This is a genomic window from Rhizobium sp. AP16 (genome assembly GCF_000281735.1).
Taxonomy (GTDB): domain Bacteria; phylum Pseudomonadota; class Alphaproteobacteria; order Rhizobiales; family Rhizobiaceae; genus Rhizobium; species Rhizobium rhizogenes.
The window spans coordinates 22,868-39,190 of sequence record NZ_AJVM01000038.1 but is presented as its reverse complement, the minus strand read 5'-3'; the positions used below and the strand labels follow the sequence as shown (position 1 = coordinate 39,190).

Below are 16,323 nucleotides of genomic sequence, written 5' to 3'. Positions count from 1 at the left end.
CCGCTCCACCGCCTTGTGCCCCTGCCACTGAATGGCGGCCGGCATGCCGACGCTAAGCGTATGCGAGGTCAGCGTGTTCGTCAGGAACGAGGCGATCGGCATGAGCGGAAAGATCATAAGGCCTAGGAAAGCAAGGAGTGGCCATTCTGCGTGGAGGAAGGCCGCCGCTCCCATTTTCGTCACACCATCGACTATGACCGAAAGCCCCCAGACGATCGTCAGATTGATGGCTTCGACGGCCATGGAAGAAAGGGCCATGGCGATCAACACGCCACGAAACATCGAGATGAAGTGCAGAAGGACGGTGACAGGCCCTTTGGAGGGTAGCGGCCGGTAGGGAATATCGAGTGGCCGAATCAAATTTTCGAACGGACGGTAGATCGCATCTGAAATCGACATGGCTCGCTCGGGCTCTAAATGGAAAGGAGGGCGAGGACTCAGCTAGCAGGAATAGGATCACCTTCCAGCTGCAATCTCAATTAGAACATCTTAGTAAAGGTCAGGATTTTTGCGGCGACTCCAAGTCGCCTCGGAGCCGCCAGCGCCCAGGTTGGCGATCTGGGCAGGCCGATACCGGCGCCGACCCGGACTTTCTGGTTAGCGCACGCGGCTCGGAAATCCCGAATAATCGCGATAGCCACTGAGATTGATGTCTGGAATTGGAAAGGGGTGGGACGCAAGTTCCGCCCCTTTTGATATGTGGAATACTTACTGTCGCAAGGCTCAGTCGCATAACTGCGAATTTTGCGATTGCGTTTTGAGACAGGGGTTCGGTTAAACCGGCGGCGTCATACGCTGTGCGACAGCGCCGAGCACGCCAAGCAGACTGATCACGAATGCGATGTAATTCAGCTTTGAGGTCGCATAGGTCGCGACCGCAGCCGGCCCACGCAGAAAGCGCGTTGCGTAATAGACCAGCGAATGAACGAAATAGAAGACGACGATCGGCGCGAAGAGCATGCTGCCGACCGCTTCACCCCAATTGCCATCCCTGCCATTTTGGCGGCCATCGGCGCATTGAGCAAAACCGCGACGATGAGAAGTACACCAACGCATATGACCTGACGCATGGGCTCACCTTCTAAAATTGCGAGACGGAGCTCAATGAAGATCAAGCTCTTAGATGTCCCCGCAGCCCGAATTTTCTCCTATCAGCTCTGGCTTTGGCTCTGCCCCTGGCTTGCCACCGTCACCTTGACCGTGAGGCTTTCACCCGGTCCACCGACACGCATGCCGGAGACGGGGGCGGCGTCGCGGTAGCAGAGGCCGGTGGCGATGCGGACGTAGCGCTCGTCGGGGCAGACGTCGTTGGCGGGGTCGAAGCCGACCCAGCCAAGGCCCGGAACATGCGCTTCGGCCCAGGCATGGGTCGCGGCCTGCTCGTTCTTGCCTTCCATCATGAGATAGCCGGAGACATAGCGCGCCGGGATATTCAGCGCGCGGGCGCCAGCGATGAAGATGTGGGCGTGGTCCTGGCAGACGCCGCTCTTCTTCTCCAGTGCCTGTTCGGCGGTCGTTTCCGTGTCGCTGGTGCCAGGCCTGTAGTCCACTGTCTGGTGGATGGCGCTCATCAGCGCGTGCATCCGGCCGAGTTCATTGTCTCCGGAAACGCCGCGCAGCAGCTCCTTCGTCAGCTTGCCGGCTTTGGTGCGTGGCGTGTCCCGCAGGAAGAGCCAGAGTGGGCCGAAGCCGGTGTGCGGGCCGAGAACACCGTTGAGATCCTGCGTTTCGATCTCGCCGGTGGCGACGATCCGGGTCGCGTCCTGCTCGCCGTCGAGCGAGACGAGCGTGACACGATTGGCAAACTGGTCTTCGTATTCGACCTCCGGACGGGCGCCTTCCACGGTGAGTTTCCAGTCGTGGACGGTTTGGCCGATGCCGGTCAGCGGCGTCAGCCGCAGGCGCTGCAGCGAGAACTGCGACGGTTCGTCGTAGCGGTATTCCGTGATGTGGCTGATCGTCAGTCTCATATTGTCATCCGCTTACTGATAAAACCGGTAGCCGTCGGAGATTTCCGCGCCGAGCTTGTTGTTGCGCGAAACGAAATCCTCCAGGAATTCGTGCAGACCCTGGTCCATGATGTTCTTGATGGTCAGCTTCTGCAGCAACTCGCAGATGGCGTCGGCGGTATCGTGCGCCGCCAGCCGCTTGTTGTATTCCAGTGCCAGGTAGCTGATATTGCTGACGATCTTGTCGTAGCAATAGGCGAGCGAGCGCGGCATCTGGCTGTTGAGGATCAGGAAGTCGGCAATATTGGCCGGCTTGTATTCCGGATCGTAGGCCCATTTGTAAGCGCGGTGGGCGGAGACCGAACGCAGGATCGATTCCCATTGCGCGTTGTCGAGCGAGGAGCCGACATGCGAGACCGACGGCAGCAGGACGTAATATTTAACATCCAGGATCCTGGCGGTATTGTCGGCGCGTTCGATGAAGGTGCCGATGCGGGCGAAGTTATAGAGTTCGTTCCGCAGCATCGAGCCGTGGAAGGCACCGCGGATCAATCCGGCGCGACGCTTGATGACGTCGATCGTCTCCGGCAGTTCGGCGGTCTTCAGGCGCTTGCCGAGCAATGTCTTCAGCTCGATCCAGCACTCATTGGTCGCTTCCCAGGTCTCGCGCGTCAGTGCGGTGCGAACCATGCGGGCATTGTTGCGGCCATATTCGATGCAGGACATCACGCTCGACGGATTGGAGCGGTCGCGCATCAGATAGTCGATCGCGTCGGCGCCCGTCAGCTTGCTGTGCACTTCGTTATAGGCTTCGCGGACACCGGCGCTTTGCAGCACGCCGTCCCAATCGTCTTCCACCGCCCCGCTGCGCGTCAGCGACATGCGCTGTCCGGCATCGACAAGGCGGGCTATGTTTTCGGCGCGCTCGATGTAACGGAACATCCAGTAGAGGCCATTCGCGGTTCTTCCAAGCATGTCCGTTTCAGTCCTCCAGAACCCAGGTATCTTTTGTGCCGCCGCCCTGGCTGGAATTGACCACCAGCGAGCCTTCCTTCAGTGCCACGCGGGTCAGGCCGCCGGGAATGATCCGCACCTTGTCTGAAACGAGCACATAGGGGCGCAGATCGACGTGGCGGGGCGCGATGCCCTTGTTGACGAGGATCGGCACGGTCGACAGCGAAAGGGTCGGCTGCGCGATATAATTATTCGGCCTGCTCTTCAGCTTCTCGGCGAATTCCGTCCGCTCCTTTTTCGAGGCGGTCGGTCCCACAAGCATACCGTAGCCGCCGGAACCGTGGACTTCCTTGACGACGAGGTCGGCCAGGTTGTCCAGCACATATTGCAGGCTGTCCGGCTCGGAACAGCGCCAGGTCGGCACGTTTTCGAGGATCGGCTTGCGGCCGGTGTAGAATTCGACGATCTCCGGCATATAGGAATAGATCGCCTTGTCGTCGGAAATGCCGGTGCCGGGGGCATTGGCGATGGTGATGTGGCCGGCGCGATAGACATCCATGATGCCGGGAACGCCAAGCGCCGAATCCGAGCGGAAGGTGAGGGGGTCGAGGAAATCGTCGTCGACGCGGCGGTAGAGCACATCGATCGCCTCATAGCCACGCGTGGTACGCATCTTCACCTTGCCGTCGATGACGCGGAGGTCCGAGCCTTCCACCAGCTCCACGCCCATCATGTCGGCGAGGAAAGAGTGTTCGTAATAGGCGGAATTGTAGATGCCGGGCGTCAGCACCGCGACGCGCGGCTTGCCGGTGCAGCCGGGAGGGGCGAGCGAGGCGAGGCTCTGGCGCAGCTGCAACGGATAGTCCTCGACGCGCTGCACCTTGTTCTGGTGGAACAGCTCCGGGAACATCTGCATCATGGTTTCCCGGTTTTCCAGCATGTAGCTGACACCGGAGGGCGTGCGGGCATTGTCCTCCAGCACGTAGAACTCGTCCTCGCCGGTCCGCACGATGTCGGTGCCGACGATGTGGGTATAGACGCCGCCGGGCGGCCGGAAGCCGATCATCTCCGGCAGGAAGGCATCGTTCTTCTCGATCAGCTCGCGCGGGATACGGCCGGCGCGGATGATTTCCTGCTTGTGGTAGATGTCGTGGAGGAAGGCGTTGAGCGCGATGACCCGCTGTTCGATGCCCTGGGCGAGCTTGCGCCATTCACGACCGGAAATGATGCGCGGAATGATGTCGAAGGGGATGAGCTTTTCGGAGGAATCTGCGTGTCCGTAGACCGCAAAGGTGATGCCCGTCTTTCGGAAGATGTTTTCCGCGTCGCGGGATTTGGCAATAAGATGGCCTCTGTCCTGGCCGGAGTACCATTCGAAATATTTTTCGTAAGGTGTGCGCGGACTTTCATCCGCAGTAATCATTTCATCAAATGCCAAAGGTGCGGTCCCCATTTTTTTCCATTTGAGTACAACAGTTTTGACAATGCAAGAAGTATGCGCGTTTGCGTGCACGAATTTCGAAGCTGCCAAAAATGCCGGATTTCCAGGCATTTTGAATTGTCCTGACGGAAGATGTTCGACGATTGCCTCGAAGTCGCGATCAAAATTTGAGCATCTGCTTATTACGCCATCTGCGCGCTGAAGCAGCACGCCGAATCCCCTTGAGCCCAACTAGCGAGAGCTGACATGAAGGAAAATTGATCCTTGTGTTCAGCGGATCGATTTTGACGCCTTGCTTGCCCTAGGCTATCAGCGGGTTGCCCGCTTGGGCGCGTGACGTTCCGGTCTCAATTCTGACGCCGGCTCCGGCGTGCGAAATCAATGTCAGTCCGAGCCCCATGTCCCTCGATAAATTCGCGCCGGCCATCTTCGTCTTCCTATGGTCCACGGGCTGGATCGTCGCGAAATATGCGACGATGCATTCGGGGCCGTTCACCTTCCTGATGATCCGCTACAGCCTGTCGGCGCTCGCCTTTGTGCTGTTTTGCTCCTTTACCGGCGCGAAATGGCCGCGCGATTGGTCGAGCGTCTTTCGCGCTGTTTATTCCGGCATCTTTCTGCACGGCATCTATCTCTGCTGTCTCTGGTGGGCGATCTCCAGGGGCGTGCCGGCTGGGATTGCTGGCATCATCGCCGCCCTGCAGCCGTTGATGACGGCGATGGCCGCGCCCTATCTGGTCGGCGAACGTTTGCAGCCGGTGCAGCGTCTTGGTCTGCTGCTTGGCTTCATCGGCATTGCGATTGCGATCTCGCCGAAGCTCTTGGGGTCGGATACGGCCAATCTCTGGCAATCGGCTATCCCGCTCGCTGTCAATCTGTTGGCGATGGTGTCGGTGACCTACGGCACACTCTACCAGAAGCGTCACTTGCAGACCGGCGATCTCCGGACGATCGCGACGCTGCAATATGTCGGCGCGCTGATCGTCACCGTGCCGCTGGCGCTGATGTTCGAGGATCTGCATTTTGACGGAACGCATGAGGCGATCCTTGCCGTCATCTGGTCGGTCTTTGGCCTGTCGATGGGTGCGGTCGGCCTGCTGCTCTATCTTATCCGGCGAGGACAGGTGTCGCGTGCGGCCTCGCTGATCTATCTGATGCCGCCCGCCGTCGCCATAGAAGCGGCGATTGCCTTCGGCGAGCCGCTGACCCTGCCGATCATCATCGGCACGTTGGTCGTGGTGATGGGCGTCTATCTGACCAACTGGCGCACGGCGGATGTGGTGCCGGAATAGGGCACCCGGCGAGGGCTGTTTTCATCCTCATCGGCGGAAAAGCCTGCCATCCATGATGAGCAGGCTGGAAACGATCAGAGCCAAGCCGGCGAATTCGTAAAGCTCAAGCCTTTCGCCAAGAAAGGCAGCACCCAGGATGATTGCGCTGGCGGGCACCAGCAGCGTGACGAGGGATGCGTTTGTCGCTCCCGCCGAGGCGATGATGTTGAAGTAGAGAATGAAGGCGAATGCCGTCGTGAAAACTGCGAGAAAACCGACAGCCATCCAGATGGAAATGTTCGACGTGACGATGCTTTCGGGTCGGTAGAGAACGAAGACGATCGGTGCCATCAGGATGGTGGACGCGGTGAGCTGGCCGGTTGCAACGACGGATGGTGTGATCTCCCTGAAGCGCTTGGCGTAGACCACGGCAAAGGCATAGGAAATCGCCGCCCCGATTACCGCCAGCTTGGCCCATGTCGGGCCGCCGGTTTGGAATAAAAGACCCGGCCCGATCATGATCGCCGCTCCCGCAATCCCGAGCCCGACACCGATGAGTTTGGCCGTTGAGAGCTTCTCATCTGCCGTCAGCAGGTTTGCCACCAGGATCGTCCAGAGCGGCGTCGTCGCGTAGAGCACGGAGGCGAGGCCCGCGCCGATTTTCGTTTGTCCGGTGAAGATCAGCGAGAACGGAATGACATTGTTGAGCAAGGCGAGGCACAGGAATGAGCCCGGTCTTGCCAAGGCGGGCGCGAAGGAAATGCCGCGCAACCACAGCCACAGGTGCAGTACAAGCGCTGCGATCGATACACGGTAGAGGACGAGTGCCAAGGGCGGAATGTCGACCACGGCGATACGGGCAAAGAAGAACGAGCCGCCCCAAAGCCCGCCGAGAAGCAAGAGTTGCCCCCAGTCGCTTGCCGACATCGACCGTGTCAATGCTGCCGTGCGCAATGCCTCGCTCCAAATATTGGGAGTTTTGCGAATGTGTTGGCAGTGTACCCGCGCGCAGCCGGATTTAGGCGGAATAACCGTTCAAATGTTCCCCGTCGATCGGGATGAGATTTTCGAGAAATCTCTAGCGCTTCGAAATTGTTGCCGTGACTGTCAGATGTCGGAATTTTGCGGTTTCAAACGGCAATAAAAAAGGGGGCCGATCGACCCCCTTTCTCGTTCAATCAAGATTTGATCAAGCGCGTTCGCGGCGCTGGCCGCCATTGCCGGGGCCGCGGCGCTTCATGCCGCCGTCCTTGCGCTGTTCGCCCTGAGCGTTCTGGCCACGGTCTTCATGGCGACCCGTGGGACGGCCGTGAGCGTGGCGGGGACCGCGATGGGCGCCGGCTTCGTTTGCCGCGCCATTGTGCTGCGGCTTCTTGGCCGGGCGGAAATCGGACGTCGATGCGAGATCGTTGTCCACTTCCGGACGCGGGGCGCGCTCGTCGCGGCGCTGGCCGCGGAAGTCGGCATTGCGATTGTTCTCGCGCTGCGGACGACGTTCCTGGCGCTCGCCGTTATGGGCGCGGGCTTCGCCGGCTTCACCTTCGCGATGAGGACGACGGGCCGGACGAGCGGGGCGGCCTTCGGCACGTCCCTGACCTGCGCCGCCACGACCCTGGCCCTGACCACCACGACCGCCTGCGCGGTTGTTGCCGCGAGCCGGACGGCCACGATCGGCCGGAGCTTCGCCGCTGGCAACGGCAATTTCGATGCCCATCAGGCGCTCGATGTCGCGTAGCAGGCGGGCTTCGTCGGGAGCGCAGAACGCGATGGCGATGCCATCGCGGCCGGCGCGTGCGGTACGGCCGATGCGGTGGACGTAGGCGTCCGGCACTTCCGGCAGGTCGTAGTTGTAGACATGCGTAACGCCGGGGATGTCGATGCCGCGAGCGGCGACGTCGGTGGCGACGAGAACGCGGACTTCGCCGTCACGGAAGCCCTTCAGGGCGCGCTCGCGCTGACCCTGGCTCTTGTTGCCGTGGATCGAGGCGGCTGCAAAGCCGACGTGTTCGAGATGCTTCATCAGCTTCTCGGCGCCGTGCTTGGTGCGCAGGAAGACCATGGCGCGGCCATCCGGATTGGCGGAAATGCTTTCCTTCAGGATCTCGGTCTTGTGGTTCTGGCCGGAAACGAAGTGGACATACTGTTCCACCTTGTCGGCGGCCTTGCCCGGAGGCGACACTTCGACCTTGACCGGGTTGGTCAAATATTCGGCAGCGAGATCGGCGATCGTCTTCGGCATGGTGGCCGAGAACAGCATGGTCTGGCGCTTGGCCGGGACCATCTTGGAGATCTTGCGCAGATCGTGGATGAAGCCGAGGTCGAGCATCTGGTCGGCTTCGTCGAGGACGAGGTAGCTGACCTGGCCGAGCGACAGGGCGCGGCGGCTGATGAGGTCGAGCAGACGGCCGGGGGTGGCGACGAGAATGTCGGTGCCGCGCTCGAGCTGCAGCTGCTGCTTGTTGATCGAGGCGCCACCGACGACGACGTTGATCCTCAGCGCCGTCTTGCGGACGAAGAGCTTGAGGTTGTCGGCGATCTGATTCACCAGTTCGCGGGTGGGGGCGAGGATCAGCGTACGGACGGTGCGGTTATCGGGACGCTTGGCGTCCTTCAACAGCATTTCGATGATCGGCAGGCCGAAAGCGGCGGTCTTGCCGGTGCCGGTCTGGGCGAGGCCGATGAGGTCGCGGCCCTGCAGGACAAGCGGGATAGCTTGTGCCTGGATCGGCGTCGGCGTCGCGAAGTTGTTCTGCGACAGCGTATCGACGATCTGCTTGGAGAGACCAAGCGAGTGAAAATCGGTCAATTCAATACCTTTCGGGGGCGCCAAAGCAAATAGGCCGGGTCGCACCATGCGGTCCGGTCTGTCTCTGGCGTCAAGAACCCCGCGTGAAGTGGGAACTTGTAAGTTGGAAAAAGCTTTCCAGCGCATCTGACCGCCTTGGGTGCGGTCTCATTTCAAAAGCGCTTTTGTCCTTCTCTTGCGTACATAAAGTCCCGCAGGGCACGCTCACGCGGCGGCCGGAAGGTGAAAGCTGAAGCGCATTTGGTCCTATTCGCGGCTAAAGTCAAGGGGTACGGCCGAAAGCTTGTTCGCAGGCGCAATAAAAACGCCGCCGGAGGTCCGGCGGCGTCAACAGGTTCGCGAGTGGATAGATCGGCCTTAACGGCAGACCTCTACACGAAACGGCTGGCCCCAGCGGTCATGGCGCCATGACCAATAGCAGCCATGGTATGGACGCTCGTAGACCCGCTCATAAACCGGACCATTGTAGTAGGCCGGATAGGCGCGGTAATAGGTCGGATAAGCCGGGTAAACCGGACGGGCGGCCTCCGCCACGAGGGCGCCGCCGACAAGGCCGGCAGCGAGGCCGCCGAAGATTGCGCCGCGCTCGGAAGCGGCGGCAGTTGTGGTGGTGACGGCGGCGGCGCTGCCGAGTGTCAGCGCGATGAGGCCCGCCGTGGTTACAGTGCGAAGCACAGACATTGAAATTCCTTTCCCAAACAAAAGGCCTCCCAGCCGAAGCCGAGGTCGAAATTGGGCGGGAAACGAGGCGAAGTCGCGGCTAAACGGGCGCGCGTCACATTAAATTTTGTTCATGCTGAACGCATGGAGTGTATTGATTTTACTCTAGAAATCAGTCGGCACGCCGCCTTCCTCCTTGCGTCTTGCCACAAAGGCATCGAGCTCCTCTTCGATTGCCGAATCAAGCGGTGGACGCTCGTAACGGGCAAGGGTTTCCTTGAAGATGCGGTTGGCGTGATCATAGGTCGTGGGACGGCCGGCTTCCGTCCAGGTCTCGTAGTTCCGCCAGTCGGAAAGAATGGGCGAATAGAAGGCGGTCTCATAGCGGGCGAGCGTATGGGCCGTGCCGAAATAGTGGCCGCCGGGGCCGACATCGCGCACGGCGTCGAGCGCCAGTGCATCCTGGCTGACATCCAGAGGGGTCAGGAACTCGGCGACCATCTGCAGCATGTCGACATCGAGGATGAATTTCTCGAAGCAGGCGGTCAGCCCGCCCTCGCTCCAGCCGGCGGCGTGCAGCACGAAATTGCCGCCGCCCTGGGTCAGCGCCCAGAGCGACAGCGCCGACTCGTAGGCTGCCTGTGCGTCCAGCGTGTTGGAGGCGTTGGTGTTGGAAGTACGGTAGGGGATGCCGTAACGGCGGGCGAGCTGGCCGCCGGCGATCACCGCCTTCATATATTCCGGTGTGCCGAAGGCCGGCGCGCCTGTCTTCATGTCGACGTTCGAGGTGAAGCCGCCATACATGACCGGCGCTCCCTTGCGCACCATCTGGCTGAAGGCGATGCCGCAGAGCGCTTCGGCATTCTGCTGCACCAGCGCGCCGGCAATGGTCACCGGCGCCATGGCGCCCGCCAGCGTGAAGGGCGTGATGACCACGACCTGGCCGCGCGACGACATTTCGATGATGCCCTGCAGCATTGGCCCGTCGAGGCGCAGCGGGGAGGAGGAGTTGATGATGGTGAAGAGCGATGGTTCGCGCTCCATCTGTTCCATGCTGATACCGCGGCCGATGCGGGCGATCTCGATGCCGTCGAGATTACGCTGCTTGCCGAGGGAATAGCAGTGAAACGCCTTGTCGGTCAGCTTAACGATGTCGGAGAGGCAGTCGAGATGGCGCACCGAGGCGTGGATATCGATGGGCTCGACGGGATAGCCGCCCGTCGTGTGGATGACGTCGTAGGATTGGGCAAGCTTGATCAGCTTACGGAAATCCTCCCGGTTACCGGCCCGCCTGCCACCCTCGCGATCGGCGACGAAAGGTGCGGAGGCGACCTGAGCGAAGACGAGGTTCTTGCCGCCGATCTCTACGTTTCTGAGCGGATTACGGGCATGCAGCGTGAAAGTCGAGGGGACGGAGGCGATCAGTTCCATGATCATGCCGCGATCGAAGCGGACGCGCTCGGTGCCGGGCGTGACGTCTGCACCCGCCGCCTTCATGCGCTCGCGCGCTTCCGGCAGGATGATGTCCATGCCGATCTCTTCGAGAATGGTCAGCGACGCCTCGTGAATGTCGTCCAGCGTTTCGGGCGACAGAAGTTCGGTGCGCGCGAGATTGTTGACGAGGTTGAGGTACTTCGAACCGCTCGGTTTGCGGCTGCGTTCAGCGCCGCGGCCACCGGTCCGGCGGCGGCGCTCGGCCGGCACCGCTGCTGTATCGGTCTCGCGCAAGGCCGTTGTTGCATCGTCGCTCATCGCTCTTTCTCCACCATTATCCCAACGTGATTCTTGGCAGAGTTCGACGCTGGATGCTGCCGTCGTTTGCGACCAGAGAGTGACCGTTTTGGGATATTCAGTGGCCTGAACGCGACGTTCGGTGGGCTGAAAATATGGTTAACGGCTTGTTAAAGCGCTTTGTGATACAGCCTTGGTTCAGTAAACTATCGTGAGCGGTGAGAAGAGGGGCGCTGTTGAACTCGGACGGTGAACTGCTGGAATTGGCCTGCCGCCGGATCGCCGATCTGGATCAGCCGGCTTATGTCAAGAACAGCGATCTGCGCTATGTCGCCGTCAACCAGGCCTATGCGCGGTTTTTCCGGCGCGATATCTCCGATTTCATTGGCAATCGCAGCCGCGATCTCTTCGACAGTGGCGAGGAAGTCGACCGCGAGGACAAGGAGCGCCGCTCGCTGGTGTTCGGTTCCGAGGAGACGGCGCTGTGCTTCGATCCGGCCGGCCATGTCCGGTCGCGGGTGCAGATCGAAAGCTTCTCGCCGTCCGAGGACCGGCTTTATGTCTTCGGCATATTTCTCGATGCGCCGGCCGTGCCTTCGGTTTCCTCCTCCGAGACGCGTGACGTCGGCATTCAGGGTGAAAGCGTCGACGAAACCGGGCTTTATCGCACCATTCTCGAGGATCTGCCGGTTGCCTCCTTCGTGCGCGATGCGAGCCATCGGCTGATCTATTCCAACGAGGCCTACGCGGCGATTACCGGGCTCAGCCGCGCCGATGTACTCGGCAAGACCGAGCACGAGATGTTCGAAACCGGCGCCGATGATTATTTCGCCGAAAACGAGCAAGTGCTGAATGAGGGGCGTGGGCTCGCCTTCGAGGGGCAGGTGGTCGATCGGCAGCATGTGACGCATCCGATCATGACGCGCATCAACCGTGTCGTCACCTCGGACGGCAAGCGCTATGTCGTCGGCTCCATGAACGATATTTCCGTGTTGAAGCTGCGCGAGACGCAGTTGATCGAGGCGCAGGCGCGCGCCGAGGCGTTGCATCAGGATCTCGGGAGCATCCTCCGCTCCATGCCGATCGGCGTGATGATCCATGATAGCGATTGCAACGTCGAATATACCAATGATGCCTTTTACGACATCTGGGATTTCTCGAAGGACGAGCGCTTCGAGGGCAGGCCTGTTCGCGATCTCATCGTCAAGCATTTCGAGCTTGGCCGTTACGGCGCCGATGCCGGCGATATCGACGATATCTACCAAGCCCGGATGGAGGCCTCCCACAACGCCGGGCCAAATCTCCAGACCGAGATGAGCTATGCCGACGGCAAATCGGTCATTATGGATTCGCGCCGCATTTCAAACGGCCGCACGCTTGTCACCTATGCCGACATCTCCTCCGTGCGCCAACAGGAGCGAGAGATCAGTGAAGCGCATCTTGCGCTGGAACGTCTTGGCGATCTGATGACGGACGCGACGCATGCCATGTCGCAAGGACTGCTGATCTTGCAGGACGGCATCATTATGCTGGCGAACGACGCGCTGACGGACATGCTGCTCGTTCCCGCGGATTGTCTGGCGGTTGGCAAGCACTGGTCCGCCGCCTTCGATCATTGTGCTGCCCGCGGCGATTTCGGTGCCGATCCGGAGGCCTTGCGGTTTGCCTGGCGCGAAAACATGGCGGCGGACAAGCCGGTTTCGATGATCTTCCGGGTGGCGGGTGAGCGCTGGATACAGCTCGAAGCGGCGGTGAGCGAGAGTCGCCGCTGGACCGTGGTGCTGACCGACGTCACCGAGATGAAAAAGCGCGAAGCGGAACTACAGCTGCTGCTGGCCCGCAGCGAAGCTGCCGACCGGGCCAAATCCGAATTTCTCGCCAATATGAGCCATGAAATCCGCACGCCGATGAACGGCGTTCTCGGCATGGCGGAATTGCTGGCCAAGACCGATCTAGACGCCCGGCAGAAGACCTTCATCGACATCATCGTCAAGTCGGGTAATGCGCTTCTGACGATCATCAACGATATCCTCGATTTCTCCAAGATCGACGCCGGCCAGATGCGCCTGCGCAAGGCGGCCTTCGATCCGGCCGAAGCGGTGGAAGATGTCGCGACGCTCCTGTCGTCGCCGGCGGCGGAAAAGGACATCGAGCTTCTGGTGCGCGCCACGCCCGAGGTGCCGGCCATGGTGCTGGGGGATGCAGGCCGCTTCCGCCAGATCGTGACCAACCTGCTTGGCAATGCGATCAAGTTCACCGAGCGCGGCCATGTGCTGGTCGAGGTGGATAGTCAGCCGATCGACAATGGCGAGGTCATGCTGACGCTTCGCGTCGAGGATACCGGCCTTGGCATTTCCAAGGAGAAGCTCGATTCCATTTTCGAGAAGTTTTCGCAGGTCGACGCCTCCTCGACGCGGCGCCACGAAGGCACGGGTCTCGGGCTTGCGATCACCGCCGGGCTGGTCGATCTCTTCGGCGGCTATCTCGAAGTCGATAGCGAATGGGGCAAGGGTTCGACCTTCACCGTACATCTGCCGATGCCGCCGGTAGCCGCGCGCAGCGAACCGCGCACGGTGCCGGTCAATGTCAAGGGTGCGCGCATTCTTGTCATCGACGACAACGAGATCAACCGGCGGATCTTGGAAGAGCAGCTGCAGCAGTGGGGCTTTGACGGCTATGCCGCTGAAGACGGCAAGACAGGGCTTGCCATTCTCCATGCTGCTTCCGAGATGGGCGCGCCGGTCGATGCCGTGATCCTTGATTACCATATGCCGGACATGAATGGCGACGAGGTAGCGCGCACCATCCGCGCGGATGTTCGCTTCGAAGCTCTGTCCCTGATCTTCCTGACATCCATGGATGTGGTCGGCAGCGACAAGGAATTCGCGGCATTGAACGGTCAGGCACATCTGATGAAGCCGGTTCGTGCCAATGTGCTGCGCGGTACCATCATCGATGTCGTACGCATGGCGCGCCGGCAACGGATGACCGGTTATGCGACCGCGGTCGCCGCGCAATTGCCGATAGAGGCCGAAGCGGAAGCCGCTATCCAAGCCGTCGAGCAGGACGTATCGGCAAGACCCGTAAGCGCCATCGATGTCCTCGTGGCCGAGGACAATGAGGTCAACCAGATCGTCTTCACACAGATCCTGCAGGTCACGGGCCTGCGCTTCCTCGTGGTTCAGAATGGCCAGGAGGCCGTGGATGCCTGGCTCAAGCTGCGGCCGTCACTGATCATGATGGATGTCTCGATGCCGGTCATGAACGGCCATCAGGCGACGCGCACGATCAGGCAGCTGGAGGCGGAAGCCGGGCTGGGGTGCCATGTACCGATCGTCGGCGTCACCGCCCATGCGCTCGATGTCGACCGCGACATGTGCCTGGAAGCGGGCATGGATGATTACATGTCGAAGCCTATCAGCCCTGAGCTTCTTGAAGCGAAGGTCCGCCGCTGGCTCGGCGACGAAGCGCTTCAGACCGAGCGCTCCCGCAGCTAAGCCTGTTTGATCCCGCAGAGCATTTCGCGCTTGCCGGCAAAGCCCTTGCGCCGCTCGACCGCAAAACCTGCCGTTTGCAGGTTGCGGCGCACGAAGCCGGCTGCGGCATAGGTGGCGAAGGTGCCGCCTGGGGCGCTCTTCTCATAAAGAAGCTGCATCAGTTCCGGCGACCACATGTCGGCGTTTCGCGACGGCGCGAAGCCGTCGAGATACCACGCGTCGAAGCTTGCTTTTGCCTGGCTCACACCGTCCATTGCCGGGCCACAGACGACGCTGAGGCGTGTGCAGGCGTCAAGGGTAAGCGTGACGGTGCCGCGTGGCTCTTCTGGCCAGGCGGCGACAAGCGCCTGACGCTCGGCATCGATCTCCGGCCAGCGTGCGAGCGCACGGTCGATCTCCTCGGCGCGCATCGGATAGAGTTCGAAGGACATGAAATGCAGTTGCGAGTTCGGCTCGCCGTGTTGCTTCCATTGCCGCCAGGTCTCGCAGAAATTCAGGCCGGTGCCGAAACCGAGCTCGCCGATCAGGAAATTCTGCTGCCCGTTCCAGCGCGCGGGCAGGCCATTGCCATCGAGGAAGACGTGGCCGCATTCCAGCCGGCCGTCGGTCTGGCAATAAAAATGGTCGCCAAAGGCGGTCGAATAGGGCATATCGCCGTCGCGCCATTCGAGCTCTCGGCTCACTGCAGTGGTCTCGGTCGCTTGCGTCCGATCGGAAACTGGATCTGTCATGGGAAAAGCCGATAATCCTCCGGGGCCTGCCGGTCAATCATCCGTCGAACTTCTGATCGTCGGCGGCGGCATCATGGGCCTGTGGGCGGCGGTGCATGCGGAGCGGCTCGGCATAGAGACGCTGCTTGTCGATAGCGCCCGGCTGGGAAGCGGAGCAAGCGGCGGCCTGCTTGGTGCGCTGATGCCGCATATGCCCGACAAGTGGTCCGAGAAGAAGCAATTTCAATTCGATGCGCTGGTGGCTCTGGAGAGTGATATTGCGGCGCTTGAAGCCACAACCGGGCTTTCCGCCGGATATCGCCGTTCGGGACGACTTATTCCCCTACCGAAGCCGCATCTGCGCAAGATCGCGCTTGGTCATTCGCAGGACGCAGAGACACATTGGCGTCACGGTGATCGGCAGTTCCATTGGCAGGTGCTGGACGCCACGCCTGTCGACGGCTGGATCGATGCCGCTGCCGGCGAAAGCGGGTTTGTTTTCGACACGCTCGCCGCCCGCGTCGCGCCCCGCGCTTTGCTGAAGGTTCTGGCCGCATTTCTCGGTAAGGCGAAACATGTTCGACTTGTCCAGGGATTGGGCGTCGACGGTATCGATCCGGACAGAGGTATTGCAACGACCCGCGAGGGTGCCATTCATTTCGGCCGCTGCATTCTTTCCGCCGGCCACAGCTCCTTTCCGATACTCGACGGCTTGACGCCCGGCCGCCATTCTCCTCTCGGCCAACCGGTCAAGGGCCAGGCGGCCTTGCTGAAGGCGGATGTCGACGCAAGCCTGCCGGTGATCTTTCGCGATGGGCTCTATATCGTTTCGCACGAAGGCGGGCTGGTAGCGGTCGGAAGCACCAGCGAGAACCGTTTTGACGATCCGACATCGACGGACAGCCAGCTGGACGCTCTGCTCGCCGCTGCCCGCGCGATGGCGCCGGTTCTTGCCGACGCCGAGGTGGTCGAGCGCTGGGCCGGCTTGCGGCCGAAGGCGATCGACAGGGACCCGATGGTGGGAGCACATCCGGATCATCCGCGCCTGATCGCGCTGACCGGCGGTTTCAAGGTCAGCTTCGGCCTGGCCCATCGTCTGGCCGAGGCGGCGGTTTTGGAGGCGGCGGAGATTCCGTGTTCTTTCAAGCTGCCGCAGGGTTTTGCGCTTTCGAACCATATTGTAGCTGCATCACATAAAACGTGAACGTAAGCTGCGTTCAGGTCGTCAATCTGTCACGCAAATCACCTATCTCCTTGCCCATCGGCAACCGGTTGGACCAGCCGGTTTATCGCCCTCCGGAGGA

Annotated in this window: 12 protein-coding genes and 1 pseudogene; 3 read left to right on the top strand and 10 right to left on the bottom strand. The window is 61.0% G+C overall.

What is annotated here, in order from left to right; genetic code table 11:
• From PMI03_RS14085 to PMI03_RS14065, 5 genes and pseudogenes are all read right to left on the bottom strand, one after another.
• Window positions 1–399 (bottom strand): annotated as a pseudogene (locus PMI03_RS14085) (ABC transporter ATP-binding protein); the annotation flags it as partial.
• Window positions 400–774: 375 nt separating this feature from the next.
• On the bottom strand, window positions 775–960 hold the full coding sequence (locus tag PMI03_RS14080) for a hypothetical protein (protein ID WP_007694298.1): 186 nt from the start codon (window positions 958–960) through the stop codon (window positions 775–777).
• Window positions 961–1,151: 191 nt separating this feature from the next.
• Entirely contained in the window at window positions 1,152–1,970 is an 819-nt protein-coding gene (locus PMI03_RS14075) for a transglutaminase family protein (protein ID WP_007694295.1), read from the bottom strand.
• A 12-nt stretch (window positions 1,971–1,982) separates the two neighbouring features.
• Entirely contained in the window at window positions 1,983–2,924 is a 942-nt protein-coding gene (locus PMI03_RS14070) for an alpha-E domain-containing protein (RefSeq protein WP_007694294.1), read from the bottom strand.
• Between the two features lie 7 nt (window positions 2,925–2,931).
• Window positions 2,932–4,341, bottom strand: coding sequence for a circularly permuted type 2 ATP-grasp protein (locus tag PMI03_RS14065; RefSeq protein WP_039974008.1), 1,410 nt, complete (start codon window positions 4,339–4,341; stop codon window positions 2,932–2,934).
• Window positions 4,342–4,742: 401 nt separating this feature from the next.
• Between PMI03_RS14065 and PMI03_RS14060 the strand changes: the two genes are divergently transcribed.
• On the top strand, window positions 4,743–5,636 hold the full coding sequence (locus tag PMI03_RS14060; protein ID WP_007694292.1) for a DMT family transporter: 894 nt from the start codon (window positions 4,743–4,745) through the stop codon (window positions 5,634–5,636).
• A gap of 27 nt (window positions 5,637–5,663) precedes the next feature.
• Here the strand turns inward: PMI03_RS14060 and PMI03_RS14055 are convergent, their stop codons facing one another.
• The 4 genes from PMI03_RS14055 to PMI03_RS14040 form a co-directional block, all read right to left on the bottom strand.
• Window positions 5,664–6,542, bottom strand: coding sequence for a DMT family transporter (locus PMI03_RS14055; protein WP_052034276.1), 879 nt, complete (start codon window positions 6,540–6,542; stop codon window positions 5,664–5,666).
• Window positions 6,543–6,804: 262 nt separating this feature from the next.
• Window positions 6,805–8,469: a DEAD/DEAH box helicase gene (locus PMI03_RS14050; protein ID WP_081500810.1), complete on the bottom strand. Its 1,665-nt coding sequence runs from the start codon at window positions 8,467–8,469 to the stop codon at window positions 6,805–6,807.
• A 309-nt stretch (window positions 8,470–8,778) separates the two neighbouring features.
• Complete coding sequence (locus PMI03_RS14045) at window positions 8,779–9,102, bottom strand: hypothetical protein (protein WP_007694286.1); 324 nt, start codon at window positions 9,100–9,102, stop codon at window positions 8,779–8,781.
• 144 nt (window positions 9,103–9,246) lie between these two features.
• The gene (locus PMI03_RS14040) at window positions 9,247–10,833 is read right to left on the bottom strand and encodes a trimethylamine methyltransferase family protein (RefSeq protein WP_007694284.1); all 1,587 of its coding nucleotides are present in this window, start codon (window positions 10,831–10,833) and stop codon (window positions 9,247–9,249) included.
• A 215-nt stretch (window positions 10,834–11,048) separates the two neighbouring features.
• On the opposite strand from PMI03_RS14040, the gene PMI03_RS14035 reads away from it, so the two are divergent.
• Window positions 11,049–14,309, top strand: a complete 3,261-nt coding sequence (locus PMI03_RS14035; RefSeq protein WP_007694282.1) for a response regulator — start codon at window positions 11,049–11,051, stop codon at window positions 14,307–14,309.
• On the opposite strand, the gene mnmD is transcribed toward PMI03_RS14035, so the two are convergent.
• Complete coding sequence (mnmD, locus tag PMI03_RS14030) at window positions 14,306–15,040, bottom strand: tRNA (5-methylaminomethyl-2-thiouridine)(34)-methyltransferase MnmD (protein WP_039974003.1); 735 nt, start codon at window positions 15,038–15,040, stop codon at window positions 14,306–14,308. The genes PMI03_RS14035 and mnmD overlap by 4 nt on opposite strands.
• Between mnmD and PMI03_RS14025 the strand changes: the two genes are divergently transcribed.
• The gene (locus PMI03_RS14025; protein WP_007694277.1) at window positions 15,039–16,223 is read left to right on the top strand and encodes an FAD-binding oxidoreductase; all 1,185 of its coding nucleotides are present in this window, start codon (window positions 15,039–15,041) and stop codon (window positions 16,221–16,223) included. The genes mnmD and PMI03_RS14025 overlap by 2 nt on opposite strands.
• The last annotated feature ends 100 nt before the right edge of the window (window positions 16,224–16,323 follow it).